This is a genomic window from Leclercia sp. UBA2479, from assembly GCF_002341985.1.
Classification (GTDB): domain Bacteria; phylum Pseudomonadota; class Gammaproteobacteria; order Enterobacterales; family Enterobacteriaceae; genus Enterobacter; species Enterobacter pneumoniae.
The window spans coordinates 1314807-1336983 of the sequence record NZ_DDPB01000009.1; the positions used below are offsets into that span (position 1 = coordinate 1314807).

Here is a 22177-nt window from a genome sequence, read left to right on the forward strand (position 1 = left end):
CTTGCGTTACTGATCTTCGCCGTAACCGAGGCTGCGCAGTGCACGCTCGTCATCGGCCCAGCCAGATTTCACCTTCACCCACAGCTCCAGGTGAACCGGTGCTTCGAACATCTCCTGCATGTCTTTACGAGCTTCAATACCGATGGTTTTGATCTTGGCGCCTTTGTTGCCAATCACCATTTTCTTCTGCCCTTCACGCTCCACGAGGATCAGGCCGTTGATATCATAGCCGCCACGCTCGTTCGTCTGGAAACGTTCGATCTCAACGGTGACAGAGTACGGTAACTCCGCGCCAAGAAAACGCATCAGCTTTTCACGGATGATCTCAGAGGCCATAAAGCGCTGAGAACGATCGGTGATGTACTCTTCCGGGAAGTGATGGATCGCTTCCGGCAGATGTTTACGCACGATGCCCGCGATGGTATCCACGTTCAGACCGGTCTCTGCAGACAGCGGTACGATATCGAGGAAGTTCATCTGGCTGCCCAGCCACTGCAGATGCGGCAGCAGATCGGCTTTTTCCTGCACGTTGTCAACTTTGTTGACCGCCAGGATCACCGGGGTTTTCCCATCACGCAGTTTGTTGAGCACCATTTCGTCGTCAGGCGTCCAGCGGGTGCCTTCCACAACAAAAATCACCAGCTCAACGTCACCGATAGAGCTGCTCGCCGCCTTGTTCATCAGACGGTTGATCGCACGCTTCTCTTCCATGTGCAGGCCTGGGGTATCGACATAAATCGCCTGATACGCGCCTTCCGTATGGATACCGACGATGCGGTGGCGCGTGGTTTGCGCCTTACGAGAGGTGATAGAAATTTTCTGCCCAAGCAGATTATTCAACAGGGTGGATTTGCCAACGTTTGGGCGACCAACGATGGCAATAAATCCGCAATAGGTTTTCTCTTCGCTCATTCCAGCTCCAGCATTTTCAACGCCTGTTCGGCGGCAGCCTGTTCCGCCTTACGACGGCTAGAACCTGTGCCCACCACCGGTTCACTCAGGCCACTGACCTGGCAATGGATGGTAAATTCCTGATCGTGCGCTTCGCCACGGACCTGCACCACCAGATAAGATGGCAGCGGAAGGTGACGACCCTGCAGATATTCCTGCAGACGCGTTTTCGGATCTTTTTGTTTATCGCCTGGGCTAATTTCGTCCAGACGGGTCTGATACCAGTTAAGAATCAGTTGCTCGACGGTCTGAATATTGCTGTCGAGGAAAACGCCACCGATTAAGGCTTCGACCGTGTCCGCAAGAATGGACTCACGGCGGAAACCGCCACTTTTCAGTTCGCCCGGCCCCAGACGCAGGCACTCACCCAATTCGAACTCACGCGCAATTTCTGCCAGCGTGTTACCGCGAACCAGCGTTGCACGCATGCGGCTCATATCCCCTTCGTCCACTCGTGGGAAACGGTGATAAAGCGCATTGGCAATAACGTAACTTAAAATGGAATCGCCCAAAAATTCGAGACGTTCGTTGTGTTTGCTGCTGGCACTGCGATGGGTTAATGCCTGTTGCAACAACTCCTGATGCTGAAAAGTGTAGCCCAGCTTCCGTTGAAGCCGATTAATTACGATGGGGTTCATGCGATACCAATAGAATGAATGCGTCAAAAATGCAGCACACGAAACCGACCTGAGAAAGCCAACGCGGTTTCGTGTGCCGTGGCACTGATTCAGCGCCAACCTTAAACTTCGGGGGAATATTCTATACACAACGACAGGGGTTGTCGTTAGTCTGGAGAGATTTATCGCTTAAATAATTCACATCGCCCTTAAGATAAAGGGCGATGTGTTCAGATATCACGAATTAATGGATCCCGCCGATACGATTTAGACGTACCCCGGTCGGCCATTCGCCTTCCTGCTTCTCGAAGCTCATCCAGATGGCGGTCGCTTTACCGACCAGATTCGCTTCCGGCACAAAGCCCCAGTAACGGCTGTCCGCAGAATTATCGCGGTTATCACCCATCATGAAGTATTGGCCCGGTGGCACAATCCAGGAAGCCAGCTGCTGACCGGACTGATGGTAGTACATCCCCAGTTGATCCTGCGCAATAGGCACCGTCAGAATACGGTGCGTGACGTCACCCAGCGTCTCTTTACGCTCAGTCAGGCGGATACCGTTCTCTTTGGTCTCGCCTTTTGGCATCTGGAAGAAACCGCTGGTAGCTTCACCGCCGTTACGACGGGCAAAGGTCTGCACGAAGTCACTCGGCTCTACGTTGGAGTAGGTAATGGGCAGCGCGCTTTCACAGGCCGTACCAGAACTGCAGCCAGGCTGTACCGTCACTTCTTTCGCAACTGGATCGTAAGAGACTTTATCGCCAGGCAAACCCACCGCACGTTTGATGTAATCCAGACGCGGATCGTCGGGGTATTTAAAGACCACGATATCGCCGCGTTTCGGATGACCGGTTTCGATCAACGTTTTCTGGTAGATAGGATCTTTAATGCCGTAGGCAAACTTCTCAACCAGGATGAAGTCACCAATCAGCAGCGTTGGCATCATCGAACCTGATGGGATCTGGAAAGGTTCATAAATAAATGAACGTACCACCAGCACAATCGCCAGCACCGGGAAGACCGAAGCCCCTGTCTCCAGCCAGCCCGGTTTCGGGCCGACTTTTTTCAGGGTCTTCGCATCAAGCCCGTCGCCAGTGGCTGCCTGCGCGGCAGCCTGACGTTCACGACGTTTCGGGGCGAAAATAAACTTATCCAGACACCACAATAGACCCGTCACCAGCGTCGCAATGACCAGGATCAGGGCAAACATGTTCGCCATGCCAACTCCTTAGGATTATTTGCCGTCTTTACCTACGTGCAGAATGGCGAGGAACGCTTCCTGCGGCAGCTCAACGTTACCAACCTGCTTCATACGTTTCTTACCGTCTTTCTGCTTCTGCAGCAGCTTTTTCTTACGGCTGACGTCACCGCCATAGCATTTTGCCAGAACGTTTTTACGCAACTGTTTCACGGTAGAACGCGCGATGATGTGGTTGCCAATGGCCGCCTGAATCGCGATATCAAATTGCTGACGCGGGATCAGCTCTTTCATCTTCTCAACCAGCTCACGCCCGCGGTATGGTGCGTTGTCGTTATGCGTGATCAGCGCCAGCGCATCGACACGCTCGCTGTTAATCAGCACATCTACACGTACCATGTTGGAAGCCTGGAAGCGTTTAAAGTTGTAATCCAGTGACGCGTAGCCACGGGACGTCGACTTCAGACGGTCGAAGAAGTCGAGTACCACTTCCGCCATCGGGATTTCGTAAGTCAGCGCCACCTGGTTACCGTGGTAAACCATGTTGGTCTGTACGCCGCGCTTCTCAATACAAAGGGTGATGACGTTGCCGAGGAACTCTTGCGGCAGCAGCATGTGACACTCTGCGATAGGCTCGCGCAGCTCAGAAATGTTGTTCAGCGGCGGCAGCTTGGACGGGCTATCGACGTAGATGACCTCTTTCGAGGTGGTTTCCACTTCGTAAACTACCGTCGGCGCGGTGGTGATCAGATCCAGATCGTACTCACGCTCCAGACGTTCCTGAATGATCTCCATGTGCAGCAGGCCGAGGAAGCCGCAGCGGAAGCCGAAGCCCAGCGCCGTGGAGCTTTCTGGCTCATAGAACAGAGAAGCATCGTTCAGGCTCAGTTTGCCAAGCGCGTCACGGAAGTTTTCATAATCATCAGAGCTGACCGGGAAGAGACCTGCATATACCTGTGGCTTCACTTTTTTAAAGCCAGGCAGTGCTTTATCAGCCGGATTACGGGCGCCCGTCAAGGTATCGCCAACCGGCGCACCGAGGATGTCTTTAATTGCACAGACCAGCCAGCCTACCTCGCCGCATTTCAGCTCGGTACGGTCAACCTGTTTCGGGGTGAAGATACCCAGGCGATCGGCGTTATAGACCTGGCCGGTGCTCATAACCTTGATCTTTTCGCCTTTACGCATGGTGCCGTTTTTAATACGTACCAGCGAGACAACACCCAGATAGTTATCGAACCAGGAGTCAATGATCAGTGCCTGCAGCGGTGCATCCGGGTCGCCTTCAGGAGCAGGGATATCGCGGACCAGACGTTCCAGCACATCCGGAACACCTACGCCGGTCTTCGCGGAGCAGCGCACAGCATCGGTGGCATCAATGCCCACGATATCTTCAATCTCTTCCGCTACGCGCTCAGGATCGGCGGCAGGCAGGTCGATTTTGTTCAGTACCGGCACCACTTCCAGGTCCATTTCCATCGCGGTGTAGCAGTTCGCCAGGGTCTGGGCTTCTACGCCCTGCCCGGCATCTACCACCAGCAGCGCGCCTTCACAGGCCGCCAGCGAGCGGGAAACTTCATAGGAGAAGTCAACGTGGCCTGGGGTGTCGATAAAGTTAAGTTGATAAGTTTCACCGTCAGACGCTTTATAATCGAGCGTTACGCTCTGGGCTTTAATGGTGATACCGCGTTCGCGTTCCAGGTCCATGGAGTCCAGAACCTGGGCTGCCATTTCACGATCAGACAGGCCACCGCAAATCTGGATAATACGGTCAGACAGCGTCGACTTACCGTGGTCAATGTGAGCTATGATCGAAAAGTTACGTATGTTCTTCATATAGTTAAATAATTTTGCCTTACGAATTCCTGGAGGCCGCTGTTCTTAGCCTGACGTTTTTCAGTGCGAAAACGCAGCATTCTACACTACATCTTCGTCACCAGGAAATGCTCTTGAATTCAGGTATAGCGCTAAGTTTGAGGGTTTTGGTTTATAAGAATCAAACATAGATAAAGCCCGGTGTATTTACCGGGCCTCTGAGGATAGTGTTTCAACGCGCAGTTCGTCGGGTGGTAAGCCAACGCTGAGAATGGTTGGCTGCCAGTTATCGCGCACAGCAAGCCTGGGCGAAAGCCCCCGCGCCAGCAAAAAACCGCCTACGCCGCCAAGAGCGGCCCCGCACATGGCGGCAAGATCGGTGGCAAACAGGAGCTGGAAAAGACCACCCACGGCAAACAAGCCCACCAGCGGAGAGAGATAAACCAGCATCGCCGAGCCCAGCAGGCTCGCTTCGGCAATCCCCAACTCCACTTTTTGCCCTTTCACCAGCGGTTGCTCGCTAGGAACGGAAAGCGTGTGGGTAGTTTGCGGGCCCAGTTTATTCAGCACGCGGCTGCCGCATCCTGCGCGGGAGGCGCAGCTGCTGCAGGAGGCCTTAACGTCGCAACTCACCAGCGCGACGCCATTTTGCCATGATACGACCGTAGCCCACTCTTTAATCATTGTGCTGCCCTAAATTTGATACTGTCGGCGATACGCTTTGCAGTTTGCGGCGGAAGCTCACCCACGACCGTAATTTCGGCATTATCACGCACCGTCGTGCTCACAGTGCGACGACCGGTACGCAGCATCTGGTCGGCACTGATCGCGGTGGCGCGGTTGATATTCACCGAGAAGCTGAACAGACCATCCGAGTAGAGACGCGATTCAACCGGCGTATCAATCGTAGGAAGCTGGCGTTTGCTGCTGGAGATCTCGCTGAACCCTTGCGGGATCCAGGTCGGGGCCCAGTTAAAGTTAATGGTATCCCCTACCGGTACAGAGAGCAGCGGCGGCAGACTGGCTTTAGCAAGATTCTGCATGCTATTGCCGACCTGATCATCGACGCTGAAGGAGATCACGCGGAACTGTTCCAGCGTTTCACCATCGCGATCAAGTAGATCGACCCGCATCGGAAGCTTGGTTTCGGCATCCATCCAGACGATATAACTGTAGCGCGTCCCGTCCCGGGCCACGACCCGGATGACTTCACATAACCGGTCTGCAATGCGCGTACGGCCAACGGAAATAAAGTCGTAGTAGGGGGCAAGACGCTTAAAGTCGGTATAAACCAGCGATGGCAGCGAATCGACGATGTAGTCGCCATTAAGGGTGAAAGGCTCAAGGCCAGGCTCAAAATAGCTGATTTCATTACCACGCTGCACAACTTCACGGCGCGGGCCATCCATCTGCAAGAGCTGAGCGAGAGGCTGTTTATCAAGACGGGCGTGGCGATAGCGTAACGACTCGACGCCCTGCTTATTGATACTGATAAAAGCCAGTTCATAGTTGAGTGACTGGCTAGCGAGGTTCATCTGCTGCAACAACGCCCCGGACGATACATCAGCCGAGGCGTTGACAGAGAAGAGCAAGCTACCCGCCATCAAAGACATGGCGCACCAAAGTTGCTTCATTACTGCGATTGCGTTCCTAAAGTTTGGTTCCCGGGCACTTGCACAGCGGCTTGCTGGGTTTGTGCCTGTTCAAACTGAAGCTGCTCTGAATGCAAACGACGTTGCAATTCATAGTCCTGCAACATCGCATTAATGCGACGACGCTGCTCCTGTACCTGCTGCTGCTGGCCAGCACCCGCCGACGCGTCGGAAGGAATACCCAGGCTAACCGGGCTGGCTTTGCCCATCATCGGCAGCGTGTTAAACACTGGCGCTTCAGGTTGCTGGTTGACTTCAGATTGGCTGTTATACTGCTGGACGCCAACAATAACCGCAAGCGACACGCAAGCTGCGACACCCATCTGGGTCAGTTGACTCGCCCACGGGCGCACTTTATTCCAGAATGGCATTTTTTGCCACAGGTGTGGTGCAGGCTGGGCTTCAGGGATCAGCGGAGTGGCCTGAGTAACAGGTTCGTTCTCTATCGCCGCCATTACGCGTGACGAGATATCGAAATGGAGGAGCTCGCTGGTATCGCCGCGCATAGAATCGCGAATAAGATGATAACTCTCCCAGGCTTTTTGCATCTCAGGAGAGCGAGAGAGCTCATGAAGCAGCTCACTGTCCAGCGTTTCACCATCCATTAAAGCGGAAAGTTGTTCTTTCTGCATGCCTAATACCTTTTCCAGTATCCCGCTATCGTCAACGCCTGATAAGCGGTTGAACTTTATTATCAATAGCTTCTCGCGCACGGAAAATACGTGAACGAACCGTACCAACCGGACAATCCATGATAGCGGCTATCTCTTCATAGCTCAGGCCATCAAGCTCCCGCAACGTAATTGCCATGCGTAAATCTTCCGGAAGCGACTCGATGGTACGAAAAACTATTTGTCTCAGTTCTTCTGACAACATTAAGTTCTCAGGGTTCGAAATTTCTTTCAACGCGCCGCCGCTTTCGAAGTTTTCTGCGTCTATCGCATCAACATCACTGGAAGGCGGACGACGGCCCTGAGCGACCAGGTAATTCTTTGCCGTATTGACAGCAATTCGATACAGCCAGGTATAAAAAGCACTATCCCCCCGGAATGATTCCAGCGCGCGATAGGCCTTAATAAAAGATTCCTGTACGACATCAGGGACATCCCCTGAAGGTACATAGCGGGAAACCAGACTCGCCACCTTATGCTGGTAGCGCACCACCAGTAGGTTAAAAGCTTTCTGATCTCCCTTCTGGACCCGTTCAACCAGAATCTGGTCCGTTAACTGCTCGCTCATCCGAGGTAATGTCTCCCCAAACCTAAAATCCACGCGTTATCGAAACGCCACTCTAAACACTGCACTGTGAGCAAGCAGTTGTGTAGAGGGCTGTTTTCTTAAAAAGTTCCGTCACGCCTTTGTTTTTGTTAATCGCGCCGCAGACTGTTCGTTTTCTATCATTATAAGTCTGTTCACGATACACACCCAGTTTCTGATAAGAAATGGCATTTCCGCCAGCAGAGTACCGCAACGCGGGCTTTATTTCACCACATAATCTGAAGCTAACGATCTGCTTCGCAAAATATTTCTCCCATTTTTGCCCCAGAGTGGCCCCCCAGGCTTGTTTAGTCATTGCAACACCCAGTAAAAAAAACGTGCGATTTCTCGCATTCGGGTGCTATGCTGGCCAGACACTGTTTAGTAAATTAAACAAAGATCATGAACACACTTCCAGAACTCTCTTGCGACGTCCTGATCGTCGGCAGTGGTGCAGCGGGCCTCTCTCTCGCCCTGCGGCTCGCCAAACACCAAAAAGTCATTGTCCTGAGTAAAGGTCCGGTAAGCGAAGGGTCAACTTTCTACGCCCAGGGCGGTATCGCAGCCGTGTTTGACGAAACAGACAGCATAGCTTCACATGTTGAAGACACCCTGATTGCCGGGGCCGGAATTGTTGATAAACACGCCGCAGAATATGTTGCCAGTAACGCACGCCACTGCGTCCAGTGGCTGATCGATCAGGGTGTTTTGTTTGATACCCACGTGCAGCCAAACGGGGAAGAGGGTTATCACCTGACGCGTGAAGGCGGTCATAGCCATCGCCGTATTCTGCATGCTGCCGACGCCACGGGTAAAGCGGTGGAAACCACCCTGGTGAGCCAGGCGTTGAGTCACCCAAATATCCAGGTGCTGGAGCGCAGCAACGCCGTAGATTTAATTGTCTCTGACAAAATCGGCTTGCCCGGCACGCGTCGGGTTGTCGGGGCCTGGGTCTGGAACCGTAATAAAGAGACGGTTGAAACCTGTCAGGCCAAAGCCGTTGTGCTGGCCACCGGCGGTGCGTCAAAAGTTTATCAGTACACCACTAACCCGGACATCTCCTCAGGAGATGGTATCGCCATGGCGTGGCGTGCAGGCTGCCGTGTGGCGAATCTGGAATTTAATCAGTTCCACCCGACAGCCCTCTTCCATCCGCAAGCTCGCAATTTTCTGCTAACAGAAGCCTTGCGCGGTGAAGGCGCACACCTGAAGCGGCCCGATGGCACACGCTTTATGCCCGACTTTGATCCGCGAGGCGAACTTGCCCCACGTGACATTGTTGCCCGCGCTATCGACCATGAGATGAAACGCCTGGGAGTGGACTGTATGTATCTGGACATCAGCCATAAGCCCGCCGAGTTTGTCCGTCAGCATTTCCCGACAATCTACGAAAAGCTGCTCGGATTAGGCATTGATCTCACCCGGGATCCGGTACCCGTAGTACCTGCCGCGCACTACACTTGCGGCGGCGTGATGGTGGACGATCATGGTCGTACCGATGTGGATGGGTTGTATGCGATTGGCGAAGTGAGTTATACCGGCCTGCACGGCGCAAACCGCATGGCCTCTAACTCTCTGCTGGAGTGTCTGGTGTACGGTTGGTCGGCGGCGGAAGATATCGTTAAGCGCATGCCCTATGCGCGCCATGCCCATACCCTGCCCGCCTGGGATGAGAGCCGGGTCGAAAATCCGGATGAACTGGTCGTGATCCAGCACAACTGGCATGAGTTGCGCCTGTTTATGTGGGATTACGTCGGTATCGTACGCACCAGCAAACGTCTGGAGCGCGCCCTGCGTCGTATTACCATGTTGCAGCAAGAAATTGATGAGTACTATGCCCACTTCCGCGTCTCTAACAATTTGCTGGAGCTACGTAACCTGGTGCAGGTGGCAGAGTTGATTGTTCGCTGTGCGATGATGCGTAAAGAGAGCCGCGGATTGCACTATACGCTGGATTATCCGGAGCAACTGGAACACTCCGGGCCGTCCGTGCTCTCGCCGCTGGCTCACATAAAGAGATAGAAAGGGTGGGTCAGCGCGGTGTAATCCTCGGAATAGCGCTGGTCTGAGCCACGGATAACCATTCTGTCGCTGAAGCACTCTCCCTCTTTCGGCGACAAGGCCAGCAGCACCCGGTGCGGCAACCTGCCTTCGGTATCGGCGATATCGGTGCGCAGGCGCAGATGCCAGCCCATCTCTGTCGCCATATTTATGAAATGGCTACCCGTGCTTTCCGGCAGCACGACACAGAAAAATCCCTCTTCCGAAATAAGCGCCGCGGCACAGGCAAGCAAGGCACTGTGGCTGAGTGAACCGGTATATCGCGCTTGTTCGCGCTGCGGCGTCGCACACTCGACGCCGGGTTCATAATAAGGCGGATTACTCACGATAAGATCATAACGTGCGGTTTGTTCTGGCGCCCAGCTAAGGACATCCGCACAATGAATAGTGATGCGCGAGGCCCAGGGCGATTCGGCCTGGTTTTCGCTCGCCTGCTCTGCTGCATCGGGATCCAGCTCGACGGCATCGACGGTCGTCGACTGCTCCGTTCGCTGCGCCAGCATAAGCGCCAGCAGGCCGCTCCCGGTGCCAATATCCAGAATACGTTTAGCGCCGGCTACCGGCGCCCAGGCGCCAAGCAGGATGCCATCGGTACCCACTTTCATTGCACAGCGATCGTGTGCAACGAAAAATTGTTTAAACGTAAATCCATCGCGGCGCAATTGCGCTTTGAGTTGAGACATGTCAGAGCAACCTTCTAAACGAAACTGAAGTAGCATAGGGGAAAGCGTAACGGTGGAAAAGGGATATCCACACAAACAGATGAAGATTGCAGCGGTAACGTCTATAATCAGCGCCCCACACAGAGGTAGAACATGACTGTAACGACTTTTTCCGAACTTGAACTCGATGAAAGCCTGCTCAATGCGCTTGAGAGCAAAGGCTTCACACGCCCGACCGCCATTCAGGCTGCGGCCATTCCGCCTGCACTGGAGGGCCGTGATGTGCTCGGTTCTGCGCCAACCGGCACGGGGAAAACAGCAGCATACTTGCTGCCGGTGTTGCAGCATCTGCTCGATTTCCCCCGTAAAAAATCAGGCCCACCGCGCATTTTAATCCTGACGCCTACCCGCGAACTGGCGACACAGGTTGCCGAACATGCGCGTGAACTGGCGGCGAATACCCATCTGGACATCGCCACTATCACCGGCGGCGTAGCCTATATGAACCACGCCGAAGTATTCAGCGAAAACCAGGATATTGTGGTTGCCACAACGGGCCGTCTGCTGCAGTACATCAAAGAAGAGAACTTCGACTGCCGCGCCGTTGAGACACTCATTCTGGACGAAGCTGACCGCATGCTGGACATGGGCTTCGCGCAAGATATCGAACATATCGCCGGTGAAACTCGCTGGCGTAAACAGACCCTGCTGTTCTCCGCAACGCTGGAAGGCGATGCCATCAAAGACTTTGCAGAGCGTCTGCTGGAAGATCCCGTAGAAGTGTCAGCCACGCCATCCACCCGTGAGCGCAAGAAAATTCATCAGTGGTATTACCGCGCCGATAACCTCGAGCACAAAGTGGAGTTGCTGAAGCACCTGCTCAAACAGGACGATGCGACCCGTACCATTGTGTTTGTACGCAAGCGTGAGCGTGTGCATGAGTTAGCAGAAATGCTGCGTAACGCCGGGATCAATAACTGTTATCTCGAAGGTGAGATGGCGCAGGTCAAGCGTACTGAAGGGATTAAGCGTTTGACCGATGGCCGCGTGAATGTCCTGGTCGCTACCGACGTTGCGGCGCGTGGTATCGATATCCCTGACGTGAGCCATGTCATCAACTTCGATATGCCACGTAGCGGCGATACCTACCTGCACCGCATTGGCCGTACGGGTCGTGCTGGCCGTAAAGGTATTGCGATTTCGTTGGTCGAGGCGCATGACTACCTGCTGCTGCAGAAAATCGGCCGCTACGTCGAGGAGCCGCTGAAAGCGCGTGTTATCGATGAGCTTCGTCCGACCACGCGTGCACCGAGTGAGAAAATGACGGGTAAACCGTCCAAAAAAGCACTCGCGAAACGTGCAGAGAGAAAAGAGAAAGAAAAAGAGAAGCCACGCGTTAAACAGCGCCACCGCGACACCAAAAACATTGGTAAGCGTCGTAAGCCAAGCAGTTCGGCGGCCGAATCCAAAACTGAAGAGTAAAAAAAAGCCGGGTGATAACCCGGCTTTTTTTTTGCCCAATAACTGAACCTTAGAGGCTTTCAGTAAAGGTACGCGCGATAACGTCGCGTTGCTGCTCTGGCGTCAGCGAGTTGAAACGCACTGCATAACCGGACACGCGAATGGTCAGTTGTGGATATTTTTCCGGATGCTTAACGGCATCTTCCAGCGTTTCACGACGCAGCACGTTCACGTTCAGGTGCTGACCGCCTTCAACGCGCACTTCTGGTTTCACTTCCATAGGAATTTCGCGATATTCGATTTCGCCCAGTTTGCTAACCGGTACGATTTCGTCTTCAGCAAAACCCGCTTTTGCTGCAACACAGCGCGCTTCGCCTTTTTCGCTATCCAGCAGCCAGAATGAGTTCAACAGGTCATCGTTTGCTGCTTTAGTAATCTGAATACCCGTAATCATGTGGTGTCTCCCTTAGACTACATTAATTTGGTGTCTGCCCGGCTTCGGGCAATTGGTAAAACCATTGTTGCTTGTGTGTATATATATCACTCACCCACCCGTCATTTATTGATTTAAATCAACAGAAATGCCAACCACACAAACTGTGTGGTCTGATTTTGTTGTTTTAGATCAATTTAACGCCTTCACCGAATCAATTTATCGCGCAGATACTCAATATAAATTGAATGACTTAGCGGCAATTTCAGCGTGGAATTTTGCTCATCAGGATTTAACAGGTAAGCTTAGGCGATTGAGATTTGCAGGAGAGCGAAATGACGACATCCTTAACATGGCACGACGTACTGGCAGAAGAGAAACAACAACCCTATTTTGTTAATACCCTCAGTACTGTTGCCGCTGAACGGCAGGCCGGCCAGACGATTTACCCGCCACAGAAAGATGTTTTCAACGCTTTTCGCTATACCGAACTGAGCGATGTGAAGGTGGTTATCCTTGGGCAGGATCCCTATCACGGACCCGGACAAGCACACGGACTGGCCTTTTCCGTACGCCCTGGTATTGCTATCCCCCCTTCACTACTGAACATGTATAAAGAGCTTGAAGGGTCGATTCCCGGTTTTACCCGACCAAAACACGGTTATCTTGAAAGCTGGGCTCGCCAGGGGGTGTTGTTATTAAACACCGTGCTGACGGTACGTGCAGGCCAGGCGCATTCCCATGCCAGCCTCGGCTGGGAGACCTTTACGGACAAAGTGATCGGTCTGATTAACACGCATTGCGAAGGGGTGGTGTTTTTACTCTGGGGATCGCATGCGCAGAAGAAAGGGGCGATTATCGACCCGGAGCGTCATCATGTTCTTAAAGCGCCGCACCCTTCACCGCTATCAGCACATCGCGGTTTCTTTGGCTGTAATCACTTTGTACTGGCGAATGAGTGGCTGGAAAAACGCGGCGAGAAGCCTGTTGACTGGATGCCAGTGTTACCGGCTGAAGGGGAGTAGTCTTGATTGTATGCCCGGTTAACCGGGCATACAGGTAACATCAATGCTTAGGCTTTATTCTGACGCCACCACTCTGCCAGCAGTACGCCGGTAGCCACGGAAACGTTCAGACTTTCAACATTGCCTGTTCCATCGATAGAGACACTCAGATCCGCACTGGACAGCGCAGCATCAGACAGACCATCTCGCTCCTGGCCTAATACCAGTACCATTTTACGTGGCAGCGTCGCTTTGAACAGCGGCGTACCAGCGTGGCTGGAGGTGGTTACGATAGCGTAACCCGCTTTGCGGAACTGCTCGAGGGCATCCAGAACGCTGTCACCCGTGATAGGCTGCACATGTTCCGCGCCGCCTTCCGCCGTGCGGATAGCCGCGCCAGATTCCAGCAGTGCGGCATCCTGCAGTAAAACACCTTTTACGCCAAAGTGAGCACAGCTGCGCATCATCGCACCGAGGTTATGCGGGTTACCCACATCCTCCAGCGCCAACACACAGTCATCGGCCTCTGCCTCGCTTACCCACTGCTGCACGGTGGTACCGTTACGTTTTTTAATCAGGAAGCAAACGCCACCGTGGTGCTCAGTACCCGATGCTTTTGTCAGTTCGGCATCATCGACCACATGGTACGCCTTGCGATTGGCCGCCATCCAGCGCAATGCTTCTTTGAAGCGCGGCGTTACGCTCTGAATAAACCAGGCGCGAACAATACAGTCCGGACGGCTCTGGAACAGAGCCTGACATGCGTTTTCACCGTAGACGCGGGTCTCTTCAGCACGCTGACGGCGCAACACTTCCGGATCGATAAAGCTTTTTCCGCTAATACCGCCGTGATCGGTTTTAGCCGAGGTCTCTTCGCCCGGTGCACGGGATACGGTACGCCATGGTGATCCCCCGTCACGACCGGCATCGTCACGTTTACGGTCATCGCGTTTGCGGTCTTCACCGCGGTTGTTTCTTTCATCGCGGGCGGGGCGACGGCCACCGTCTGCACGAGATGGACCCGGACGTCCGCCGCCTTTTCCGGTACGCGGATTTGCGGTGCGTTTATCAGAGTCATCATCACTGCGGACATACATCACTTTGACCTTGCCGCTTTTGTTTTTCAGTTCGTCGTTCATGCTTTTCTCCACCAGCGCTGCGCGAAGCGCGCAGATTACCCGATGTATCCACTCATAGCCATTATTTCGTATCAAAGCTTATGACTATTGTTCTTATTGAATAAAACGCATTGTCGTTTCAAACAGGGTCACTGATAATATGTAACATATTAGAAACACTCCGGCCCTGGGCCGCTATGTTCCACTGCTATTCCTGAGGTTAGTTATGAATACCGTATGTGCCAACTGCCAGGCCCTTAATCGCATTCCGGAAGACCGAATTGATGATGTGGCTAAATGCGGACGTTGCGGTCATGAATTGTTCGATGGTGATGTCATCAACGCTACCGGTGCAACTCTGGATAAACTGCTGAAGGACGATCTGCCGGTGGTCGTGGATTTCTGGGCGCCATGGTGCGGTCCTTGCCGTAACTTTGCCCCTATCTTTGAAGATGTGGCCGAAGAGCGTAGCGGGAAGATGCGCTTTGTGAAAGTGAACACCGAAGCGGAGCGCGAACTGAGTGCTCGCTTCCGCATTCGCAGTATTCCCACCATTATGATTTTCAAGAATGGTGAAGTCATCGATATGCTGAACGGCGCGGTACCCAAAGCCCCCTTCGATAGCTGGCTGAACGAATCCCTCTGACATACCCGGGGCACACCGCTTGTGCCCCGCCCACTCCTCTGCGAAAATGGCGTTTTTTCTGCGCATCTCTCATGACTGATAACGCCGTATTGCAACTGCGTGCTGAACGCCTTGCCCGCGCAACGCGCCCTTTTCTCGCCCGTGGCAACCGCATCCGACGCTGCCAACGCTGTTTGTTACCGCTGAAACAGTGTCTGTGCGCTACCCTGACGCCAAGCCATGCTACCAGCCGCTTTTGCCTGGTGATGTTCGATACAGAACCCATGAAACCCAGCAATACCGGGCGATTGATTGCCGATATCCTGCCAGATACCGTCGCGTTTCAATGGTCGCGCACCGAGCCGCCAGAGGCGCTACTAGAGCTGGTAGCCAGTGACGCTTATCAGCCGATGGTGGTATTCCCCGCCTCTTATGCCGGCCCGGATCGCCAGGTGTTGACGACGCCGGCGACGGGAAAACCGCCGCTGTTCATCATGCTGGACGGTACCTGGACAGAAGCGCGCAAAATGTTTCGTAAAAGCCCTTATCTTGATGCGCTGCCGGTGATCTCTGTAGATCTCTCTCGCGTCTCTGCCTACCGGCTACGTGAAGCGCATGCGGACGGCCAGTATTGTACCGCCGAGGTTGCCATTGCCTTGCTGGATCTGGCAGGCGATCGCCAGGCGGCTGGCGCATTGGGTCAGCATTTTTCCTGTTTTCGCGAACGTTATCTGGCTGGAAAAACCGTACATAAGGGAAGCGTCACAGCAGCCGAGTCAGAAAGCGTTTAAAATCATCAGGTCACTCGTACTTTCAGGAGACCTGAATGAGCCAGCGTGGGTTAGAAGCCTTACTCCGCCCCAAATCCATCGCCGTTATCGGCGCGTCAATGAAGCCCGAACGCGCTGGCTATCTGATGATGCGCAACCTGTTGGCTGGCGGCTTCAGCGGGCCTGTGCTGCCCGTTACCCCTGCCTGGAAGGCGGTGCAGGGGGTGCTTGCCTGGCCGGATGTCGAAAGCTTGCCTTATATCCCCGACCTGGCGGTGCTCTGCACGCACGCCCGGCGCAATCTGGATCTGCTAGAAGCGCTCGGCAAGAAAGGGTGTAAAACCTGCATCATCCTCTCCTCTCCTCCTGAACAGCACAACGACCTGCTGGCCTGCGCGGCACGTTATCAAATGCGTTTGCTTGGCCCAAACAGCCTCGGCCTGCTGGCTCCCTGGCAGGGTCTGAATGCCAGTTTTTCTCCGGTGCCCATTCGTAAAGGCAAGCTGGCATTTATTTCCCAGTCGGCAGCGGTTTCCAATACTATTCTCGACTGGGCTCAGCAACGTGAGATGGGCTTTTCGTATTTTATCGCGCTGGGTGATAGCCTCGACATCGACGTGGATGAGCTGCTCGATTTTTTGGCGAGAGACAGTAAAACCAGCGCTATCCTGCTCTATCTTGAACATCTGAGTGATGCGCGGCGGTTTGTCTCTGCGGCGCGTAGCGCGTCGCGCAATAAACCTATCCTGGTGATCAAAAGCGGACGTAGTCCGGCAGCCCAACGGTTATTGCACTCCCACTCCGGAATGGATCCGGCCTGGGATGCCGCCATTCAGCGCGCGGGTCTGTTACGCGTGCAGGACACGCATGAACTCTTCTCCGCCGTTGAAACGCTGAGCCATATGCGCCCGCTTCGTGGGGAGAGGCTGATGATTATCAGTAATGGCGCAGCCCCGGCCGCACTAGCCCTCGATGAGCTCTGGTTGCGTAATGGTAAACTCGCCACCCTTAGCGAAGAGACGTTACAACGACTGCGCGAGGCCTTGCCTGCAGGCGTTGAGCCGGGCAATCCGCTTGATCTCCGTGACGATGCCAGCAATCAGCACTATTTAACGGCCCTAAGCCTTCTGCTCGACAGTCAGGATTTCGATGCTCTGATGGTCATTCACTCGCCCAGTGCCGTGGCTCCGGGCAGCGAGAGCGCGCGGGCGCTGATTGATGGCATTAAAAATCATCAACGTGGCAAGTATGTCTCTGTACTGACCAACTGGTGTGGTGAATTTTCATCCCAGGAGGCACGCCGCCTTTTCAGTGAAGCAGGACTGCCGACCTACCGGACCCCCGAAGGGACTATCACCGCGTTTATGCATATGGTGGAGTACCGACGTAACCAGAAACAGTTGCGTGAAACCCCCGCGCTTCCCGGCAATCTGACCGCGAACACCAGCGGTGCCCGTAACCTGTTACAGCGGGCCATTGATGAGGGCGCGCGTGCGCTGGACACCCATGAGGTGCAACCGATACTTCAGGCGTACGGCCTGAATACTCTACCCACGTGGATTGCCAGCGATAGCGCTGAAGCCGTACATATCGCCGAGCAGATCGGCTATCCGGTCGCCCTTAAGCTGCGTTCTCCGGATATTCCCCATAAGTCTGAAGTTCAGGGCGTCATGCTCTATCTGCGCACAGCCGCAGAGGTTCAGCAGGCGGCCGATGCCATCATCGATCGCGTTAAAATGACCTGGCCCCGGGCACGCATCCATGGCCTGTTGGTACAAAGCATGGCCAACCGCGCCGGCGCGCAAGAGTTGAGGGTGGTCGTTGAGCACGATCCAGTATTTGGTCCGTTGATCATGCTTGGTGAAGGGGGCGTGGAATGGCATCCGGAGGAGCAGGCTGTGGTGGCTCTGCCGCCGCTGAACATGAACCTGGCACGATATCTGGTGATCCAGGCGATCAAGAGCAAAAAGATCCGCGGACGCAGTGCACTCCGACCTCTGGATATTGCCGGGCTGAGCCAATTCCTGGTGCAAGTCTCCAACCTGATCGTGGATACCCCAGAAATTCAGCGTCTGGATATTCATCCTCTGCTGGCATCAGGGAGTGAGATGACCGCTCTGGATGTCACCATGGATGTAGCAGCCTTCAGCGGCGATCGCGAAAGCCGGCTGGCTATTCGCCCTTACCCACAGCAGCTGGAAGAGTGGGTCGAGATGAAAAACGGTGAAAAATCGCTGTTCCGCCCTATCCTGCCGGAAGATGAACCACAGCTGCAGCGCTTTATCGCTCAGGTGACTAAAGAGGATCTCTACTATCGCTATTTCAGCGAAATCAATGAATTTACCCATGAAGATTTAGCTAACATGACGCAGATCGACTACGATCGGGAAATGGCGTTTGTTGCCGTTCGGCGAACCTCTGAAGGTGATGAGATACTCGGCGTAACGCGCGCCATTTCGGATCCTGATAACGTCGATGCCGAATTCGCCGTGCTGGTTCGCTCGGATCTGAAAGGATTAGGTCTTGGGCGGCGGCTGCTGGAGAAGCTCATTAGCTATACGCGCGATCACGGATTACTGCGCCTTAATGGTATTACTATGCCTAACAATAGGGGCATGATCGCCCTGGCGCGAAAACTTGGATTTACCATAGATGTGCAGCTTGAAGAAGGCATCGTGGGGCTAACGCTGCATCTGATGCAGCAGGGTAAACAAGAGTAAGGTACTGGAAATGTTGACCACTTTCGCGGGTACTAATGATATGATTGTCCGCTTCTGTTGTCTGCTTAGTACAGATAACCCTTCAATGAACAGAGAAGAAACGCACTGTGATGTTGTCAAAATTTAAGCGCAACAAACATCAACAACACCTTGCTCAACTACCGAAGATTTCTCAGTCAGTTGATGATGTCGAGTTCTTTTACGCTCCCGCCCATTTTCGGGAAACGCTTCTGGAAAAAATTGCCAGCGCGACGCAACGTATTTGCATCGTGGCGCTTTATCTTGAACAGGATGAAGGCGGCAGCGCTATATTACACGCAATTTATGAAGCAAAGCGCCAGCGTCCGGAACTGGACGTGCGTGTACTGGTCGACTGGCATCGGGCACAGCGCGGACGCATCGGCGATGCTGCCTCTAACACCAACGCTGACTGGTATTGCCGCATGGCCCAGCAGAATCCGGGCGTTGACGTTCCGGTTTACGGTGTCCCTGTAAACACCCGTGAAGCTTTGGGCGTATTGCATTTCAAAGGTTTCATCATTGATGACAGCGTGCTCTATAGCGGCGCCAGCCTGAATGACGTTTACCTGCATCAGCTTGATAAGTACCGTTACGATCGTTACCACCTGGTACGCAATGCGCGTATGACGGACGTGATGTTTGCATGGGTCGATCAGAACCTGGTACACGGCCGTGGCGTTAATCGCCTTGATGATCCCCATCGCCCTAAAAGCCCGGAAATCAAAAATGACATTCGCTTATTCCGTCAGGAGTTGCGTGATGCTGCATTCCATTTCCAGGGCGATGCCGATAACGACCAGCTCTCGGTTACACCGCTGGTCGGCCTTGGCAAATCGAGCCTGTTAAATAAAACCATCTTCCATTTGATGCCCTGTACAAACGAGAAACTGACGATTTGTACCCCCTACTTCAATTTGCCGGCAGTGTTGGTTCGTAGCATCATCCAGCTACTGCGCGATGGTAAAAAAGTGGAAATCATCGTTGGCGATAAAACGGCAAACGATTTTTATATCCCTGAAGATCAACCTTTTAAAATCATCGGTGCGCTGCCTTATCTCTACGAGATCAACCTGCGCCGCTTCCTGAGCCGCCTTCAGTATTATGTAAATACCGATCAGCTGATCGTGCGTCTGTGGAAGCACGAAGATAATAGCTATCACCTGAAGGGAATGTGGGTTGACGATGAATGGATGCTGCTGACGGGGAATAACCTTAACCCGCGCGCATGGCGACTTGATCTTGAGAATGCGATCCTGATCCACGATCCGCGTAAAGAGCTATCGGTACAGCGTGAACGCGAGCTGGATCTGATCCGCACGCACACCACCATAGTGAACCACTACCGCGATCTGCAAAGTATCGCTGACTATCCGGTAAAAGTGCGTAAGCTGATACGCCGTTTACGCCGCATTCGTATTGATCGGCTTATCAGCCGTATTCTGTAATGCACCTGCCCCGTCATTGACGGGGCTTTTTTATGGAGGTTGCCGTGCGATATCTCCTTCTCCTGGGCTGTTGTCTACTGTGCGGCTGTAGCCACATGGCACAAGACAGCTGGGCGGGCCAGGATAAAGCCCAACACTTTCTGGCTTCCGCTGTGCTCTCCGCCGCCGGGAATGAATATGCCCGGCACCAGGGCTATAGCCGCGATCGCAGCGCAGCTTACGGACTGATGTTCTCGGTCAGTCTGGGGGCCAGCAAGGAATTTTGGGACAGCCGCCCGGCTGGAAGCGGCTGGAGCTTGAAGGATTTTGCCTGGGATATCGCCGGCGCAACCACCGGCTATACCCTATGGCAGCTGGCTGATCACTAAAGACGAATACCTTTGCCTTTACGGTGCAGCATTAAGGAGACGATGAACGCCAGCGCGCCCATGAGCGTGACGTACCAGAAAAAGATCGTCTCGCTACCTATCGATTTCAATGAAAGCGCCACATACTCGGCCGAGCCACCAAAAAGGGCATTGGCCACCGCATAAGACAACCCAACCCCAAGCGCACGCACCTGAGCTGGAAACATTTCGGCTTTAAGAATCCCACTGATCGAGGTGTAAAAGCTGGCGATAACAAGTGCCACCATCACCAGCGCGAAGGCCGCGTAAGGTGAGGAGACATGTTGTAATGCCGTCAGGATAGGCACGGTGCATAACGTCGACATTCCCCCGAATATAAGCATTGAACTACGGCGACCAATTTTATCCGACAGCGCGCCAATAACAGGCTGGATCAACATAAAGACAAAAAGCGCCACGGTCATAACCATACTCGCCACATTAGCGTGCATACCCGTCGTATTGACCAGATACTTCTGCATATAGGTAGTGAAGGTATAGAAGGTAAGCGATCCCCCCGCCGTAAAACCGAGCACCATCAAAAATGCCTTTCGGTTGCGCCATAGCCCCTTGAATGAACCCGCCTCTTTCAGCGAGCGCACCTCTTTCTGTGACGTTTCATCCAGTTGACGGCGTAGCCACAGTGCCACTATTGCCAACACTGCACCCAGCGCAAAAGGTATGCGCCATCCCCATGCACGTAGGTCTTCATCGCTCAGCACCTGCTGCAGGATCACCACAGCCAGTATGGCTAACAGTTGACCGCCTATGAGCGTTACGTACTGGAAGGAAGCATAAAAACCTTTACGGCCTTCCACGGCAACTTCACTCATATAGGTCGCGCTCGTGCCATATTCACCGCCGACGGATAATCCCTGGAATAGACGAGCGAGCAGTAAGAGCGCCGGAGCCCAGGTGCCGATAACGGCATAGCCGGGCAGACACGCGATCACTAGCGATCCAAAGCACATCATGCAGACTGAAATCAGCATAGAGGTTTTACGCCCTTTACGATCGGCAATGCGGCCAAATAGCCAGCCACCGATAGGACGCATCAAAAATCCAGCTGCAAAAACGCCTGCTGTCTGCAGCAACTGGGTCGTGGTATTACCGGATGGAAAGAAAATATGAGCAAAATAGAGTGAACAGAATGAGTAGACGTAGAAGTCAAACCACTCCACCAGGTTACCTGAAGAGGCACCAACGATTGCCCAGATTCTGCGGCGGGTATCTTGCACCGCGCTCTGTTTATGATCCGTATCTGTACTGGCTACGGTTTCTGTCATTTTAAATCCCCTGTCTTACATTGCGGGCCATTGCACCCATACCAAGTAAAACCGCATTTAAAATGTAGCGTTAGGTAAAAAACTTGTTATTTTTATGTTTCATTAAATTTTGTGAGGCAAATCATAAAAAAGATAACCTCTGGTGATGTCTGCTAGCCCCATTTCTTTTGATGCTCTTGTTTTCGTTGCAGATAGTCCTCATCTGCGCGGATTTTATCCCACCACGTTTTAAAGATTTTAGCCGCTTCGGCCTTCACCGGATCGTGATCTAATGGCTTCACGTTACGATCTTCGTCATATTTTTTTCCTCCTTTATGGTTCGCATAGCGTCTGGCACGGGTATATCCCATCTGAATGAATTTACGGGCCATGTCCATGCCGACAAAGTCATTCTTCTGCCGATATTGCTCGAACAAAGCGTAAATTTCCTGGGCAGACGTCGTGGCAACTTCAGCATTTTTATAGCGCCAGTGGGGGAGGATTTCACTTTTATAAGGTTCAACCAATAACACCCCCTGCTCTCCTCGTCCGACCTGGTAGAGCTCCGGATGCTCGCGAAAGTTTATGTTGGCGAAATCTTGTTGGTAGTTAAAAGGAGGGTTCGGCAAAATAACCTCACTGCTGTGATTTATTTTATTATTTTAGCCAGAGAATAGTGAACGTGCCGTATGCGAATGCAAAGCAAAAAACCCCGC

The 22177-nt window shown here is 53.4% G+C and carries 23 protein-coding genes; 8 read left to right on the top strand and 15 right to left on the bottom strand.

The window, feature by feature from the left end; all coding sequences use genetic code 11:
• Positions 1–6: 6 nt before the first annotated feature.
• From era to B3B59_RS15915, 10 genes are all read right to left on the bottom strand, one after another.
• Positions 7–912: a GTPase Era gene (era, locus tag B3B59_RS15875; RefSeq protein ID WP_040074468.1), complete on the bottom strand. Its 906-nt coding sequence runs from the start codon at positions 910–912 to the stop codon at positions 7–9.
• The gene (gene rnc / locus B3B59_RS15880; protein ID WP_040074467.1) at positions 909–1589 is read right to left on the bottom strand and encodes a ribonuclease III; all 681 of its coding nucleotides are present in this window, start codon (positions 1587–1589) and stop codon (positions 909–911) included. The genes era and rnc overlap by 4 nt, the downstream gene beginning before the upstream one ends.
• Positions 1590–1812: 223 nt before the next feature.
• On the bottom strand, positions 1813–2787 hold the full coding sequence (gene lepB, locus B3B59_RS15885) for a signal peptidase I (protein ID WP_040074466.1): 975 nt from the start codon (positions 2785–2787) through the stop codon (positions 1813–1815).
• 15 nt (positions 2788–2802) lie between these two features.
• Positions 2803–4602, bottom strand: coding sequence for a translation elongation factor 4 (gene lepA, locus B3B59_RS15890; protein WP_040074464.1), 1800 nt, complete (start codon positions 4600–4602; stop codon positions 2803–2805).
• A gap of 186 nt (positions 4603–4788) precedes the next feature.
• A complete protein-coding gene (gene rseC / locus B3B59_RS15895; RefSeq protein WP_046884531.1) occupies positions 4789–5265 on the bottom strand; it encodes a SoxR-reducing system protein RseC in 477 nt (158 codons plus the stop codon).
• Positions 5262–6215, bottom strand: a complete 954-nt coding sequence (rseB, locus tag B3B59_RS15900; RefSeq protein ID WP_040074462.1) for a sigma-E factor regulatory protein RseB — start codon at positions 6213–6215, stop codon at positions 5262–5264. Before rseB ends, rseC begins: the two co-directional genes overlap by 4 nt.
• Positions 6215–6865 (bottom strand): anti-sigma-E factor RseA, encoded by a 651-nt coding sequence (gene rseA / locus B3B59_RS15905; protein ID WP_040074461.1) that lies wholly within the window; start codon positions 6863–6865, stop codon positions 6215–6217. The genes rseB and rseA overlap by 1 nt, the downstream gene beginning before the upstream one ends.
• Positions 6866–6896: 31 nt before the next feature.
• Complete coding sequence (gene rpoE / locus B3B59_RS15910) at positions 6897–7472, bottom strand: RNA polymerase sigma factor RpoE (protein ID WP_032613187.1); 576 nt, start codon at positions 7470–7472, stop codon at positions 6897–6899.
• The gene (gene rseD / locus B3B59_RS20435; RefSeq protein WP_231313890.1) at positions 7469–7537 is read right to left on the bottom strand and encodes a rpoE leader peptide RseD; all 69 of its coding nucleotides are present in this window, start codon (positions 7535–7537) and stop codon (positions 7469–7471) included. Before rseD ends, rpoE begins: the two co-directional genes overlap by 4 nt.
• Positions 7525–7806: a hypothetical protein gene (locus tag B3B59_RS15915; RefSeq protein ID WP_286809506.1), complete on the bottom strand. Its 282-nt coding sequence runs from the start codon at positions 7804–7806 to the stop codon at positions 7525–7527. Before B3B59_RS15915 ends, rseD begins: the two co-directional genes overlap by 13 nt.
• An 86-nt stretch (positions 7807–7892) precedes the next feature.
• Here B3B59_RS15915 and nadB point away from each other — a divergent pair, with 86 nt between their 5' ends.
• The gene (nadB, locus tag B3B59_RS15920) at positions 7893–9512 is read left to right on the top strand and encodes an L-aspartate oxidase (RefSeq protein ID WP_286809507.1); all 1620 of its coding nucleotides are present in this window, start codon (positions 7893–7895) and stop codon (positions 9510–9512) included.
• Here the strand turns inward: nadB and trmN are convergent.
• The gene (trmN, locus tag B3B59_RS15925) at positions 9497–10234 is read right to left on the bottom strand and encodes a tRNA(1)(Val) (adenine(37)-N(6))-methyltransferase TrmN (protein WP_286809508.1); all 738 of its coding nucleotides are present in this window, start codon (positions 10232–10234) and stop codon (positions 9497–9499) included. The genes nadB and trmN overlap by 16 nt on opposite strands.
• 132 nt (positions 10235–10366) lie before the next feature.
• Between trmN and srmB the strand changes: the two genes are divergently transcribed.
• Positions 10367–11695 (top strand): ATP-dependent RNA helicase SrmB, encoded by a 1329-nt coding sequence (gene srmB, locus B3B59_RS15930; RefSeq protein ID WP_046884527.1) that lies wholly within the window; start codon positions 10367–10369, stop codon positions 11693–11695.
• Positions 11696–11744: 49 nt separating this feature from the next.
• Here the strand turns inward: srmB and grcA are convergent, their stop codons facing one another.
• Positions 11745–12128: an autonomous glycyl radical cofactor GrcA gene (gene grcA / locus B3B59_RS15935; RefSeq protein WP_040074456.1), complete on the bottom strand. Its 384-nt coding sequence runs from the start codon at positions 12126–12128 to the stop codon at positions 11745–11747.
• A 314-nt stretch (positions 12129–12442) separates the two neighbouring features.
• Here grcA and ung point away from each other — a divergent pair, with 314 nt between their 5' ends.
• Positions 12443–13132, top strand: a complete 690-nt coding sequence (gene ung, locus B3B59_RS15940; RefSeq protein WP_286809509.1) for a uracil-DNA glycosylase — start codon at positions 12443–12445, stop codon at positions 13130–13132.
• 47 nt (positions 13133–13179) lie between these two features.
• On the opposite strand, the gene B3B59_RS15945 is transcribed toward ung, so the two are convergent.
• Positions 13180–14250, bottom strand: a complete 1071-nt coding sequence (locus B3B59_RS15945) for a tRNA/rRNA methyltransferase (RefSeq protein ID WP_040074454.1) — start codon at positions 14248–14250, stop codon at positions 13180–13182.
• Between the two features lie 205 nt (positions 14251–14455).
• On the opposite strand from B3B59_RS15945, the gene trxC reads away from it, so the two are divergent.
• From trxC to B3B59_RS15975, 5 genes are all read left to right on the top strand, one after another.
• Positions 14456–14875, top strand: coding sequence for a thioredoxin TrxC (gene trxC, locus B3B59_RS15950; protein WP_040074452.1), 420 nt, complete (start codon positions 14456–14458; stop codon positions 14873–14875).
• A 71-nt stretch (positions 14876–14946) separates the two neighbouring features.
• Positions 14947–15645 carry a tRNA-uridine aminocarboxypropyltransferase gene (locus B3B59_RS15955; RefSeq protein WP_040074451.1) on the top strand — a complete coding sequence of 233 codons (699 nt, stop codon included), beginning with the start codon at positions 14947–14949 and terminating at the stop codon, positions 15643–15645.
• A gap of 35 nt (positions 15646–15680) precedes the next feature.
• The gene (locus tag B3B59_RS15960) at positions 15681–18344 is read left to right on the top strand and encodes a bifunctional acetate--CoA ligase family protein/GNAT family N-acetyltransferase (RefSeq protein ID WP_286809511.1); all 2664 of its coding nucleotides are present in this window, start codon (positions 15681–15683) and stop codon (positions 18342–18344) included.
• Positions 18345–18454: 110 nt separating this feature from the next.
• The gene (gene pssA / locus B3B59_RS15970) at positions 18455–19810 is read left to right on the top strand and encodes a CDP-diacylglycerol--serine O-phosphatidyltransferase (RefSeq protein ID WP_286809533.1); all 1356 of its coding nucleotides are present in this window, start codon (positions 18455–18457) and stop codon (positions 19808–19810) included.
• Positions 19811–19842: 32 nt separating this feature from the next.
• Positions 19843–20178: a YfiM family lipoprotein gene (locus B3B59_RS15975; protein WP_414671909.1), complete on the top strand. Its 336-nt coding sequence runs from the start codon at positions 19843–19845 to the stop codon at positions 20176–20178.
• On the opposite strand, the gene B3B59_RS15980 is transcribed toward B3B59_RS15975, so the two are convergent.
• Positions 20175–21482 (bottom strand): MFS transporter, encoded by a 1308-nt coding sequence (locus B3B59_RS15980; RefSeq protein WP_046884523.1) that lies wholly within the window; start codon positions 21480–21482, stop codon positions 20175–20177. The genes B3B59_RS15975 and B3B59_RS15980 overlap by 4 nt on opposite strands.
• A 152-nt stretch (positions 21483–21634) precedes the next feature.
• Entirely contained in the window at positions 21635–22090 is a 456-nt protein-coding gene (locus B3B59_RS15985; protein WP_286783328.1) for a DUF4385 domain-containing protein, read from the bottom strand.
• Between the last annotated feature and the right edge of the window lie 87 nt (positions 22091–22177).

Bases quoted from the DNA above. Each gene is read 5' to 3' on its own strand.
- lepA (WP_040074464.1), bottom strand. From the start codon at position 4,602: ATGAAGAACATACGTAACTTTTCGATCATAGCTCACATTGACCACGGT.
- B3B59_RS15915 (WP_286809506.1), bottom strand. From the start codon at position 7,806: ATGACTAAACAAGCCTGGGGGGCCACTCTGGGGCAAAAATGGGAGAAA.
- rseC (WP_046884531.1), bottom strand. From the start codon at position 5,265: ATGATTAAAGAGTGGGCTACGGTCGTATCATGGCAAAATGGCGTCGCG.
- trmN (WP_286809508.1), bottom strand. From the start codon at position 10,234: ATGTCTCAACTCAAAGCGCAATTGCGCCGCGATGGATTTACGTTTAAA.
- era (WP_040074468.1), bottom strand. From the start codon at position 912: ATGAGCGAAGAGAAAACCTATTGCGGATTTATTGCCATCGTTGGTCGC.
- nadB (WP_286809507.1), top strand. From the start codon at position 7,893: ATGAACACACTTCCAGAACTCTCTTGCGACGTCCTGATCGTCGGCAGT.
- B3B59_RS15955 (WP_040074451.1), top strand. From the start codon at position 14,947: ATGACTGATAACGCCGTATTGCAACTGCGTGCTGAACGCCTTGCCCGC.
- ung (WP_286809509.1), top strand. From the start codon at position 12,443: ATGACGACATCCTTAACATGGCACGACGTACTGGCAGAAGAGAAACAA.
- grcA (WP_040074456.1), bottom strand. From the start codon at position 12,128: ATGATTACGGGTATTCAGATTACTAAAGCAGCAAACGATGACCTGTTG.
- lepB (WP_040074466.1), bottom strand. From the start codon at position 2,787: ATGGCGAACATGTTTGCCCTGATCCTGGTCATTGCGACGCTGGTGACG.
- B3B59_RS15945 (WP_040074454.1), bottom strand. From the start codon at position 14,250: ATGAACGACGAACTGAAAAACAAAAGCGGCAAGGTCAAAGTGATGTAT.
- B3B59_RS15980 (WP_046884523.1), bottom strand. From the start codon at position 21,482: ATGACAGAAACCGTAGCCAGTACAGATACGGATCATAAACAGAGCGCG.
- rpoE (WP_032613187.1), bottom strand. From the start codon at position 7,472: ATGAGCGAGCAGTTAACGGACCAGATTCTGGTTGAACGGGTCCAGAAG.
- rnc (WP_040074467.1), bottom strand. From the start codon at position 1,589: ATGAACCCCATCGTAATTAATCGGCTTCAACGGAAGCTGGGCTACACT.
- trxC (WP_040074452.1), top strand. From the start codon at position 14,456: ATGAATACCGTATGTGCCAACTGCCAGGCCCTTAATCGCATTCCGGAA.
- srmB (WP_046884527.1), top strand. From the start codon at position 10,367: ATGACTGTAACGACTTTTTCCGAACTTGAACTCGATGAAAGCCTGCTC.
- B3B59_RS15960 (WP_286809511.1), top strand. From the start codon at position 15,681: ATGAGCCAGCGTGGGTTAGAAGCCTTACTCCGCCCCAAATCCATCGCC.
- pssA (WP_286809533.1), top strand. From the start codon at position 18,455: ATGTTGTCAAAATTTAAGCGCAACAAACATCAACAACACCTTGCTCAA.
- rseB (WP_040074462.1), bottom strand. From the start codon at position 6,215: ATGAAGCAACTTTGGTGCGCCATGTCTTTGATGGCGGGTAGCTTGCTC.
- rseA (WP_040074461.1), bottom strand. From the start codon at position 6,865: ATGCAGAAAGAACAACTTTCCGCTTTAATGGATGGTGAAACGCTGGAC.
- B3B59_RS15975 (WP_414671909.1), top strand. From the start codon at position 19,843: ATGGAGGTTGCCGTGCGATATCTCCTTCTCCTGGGCTGTTGTCTACTG.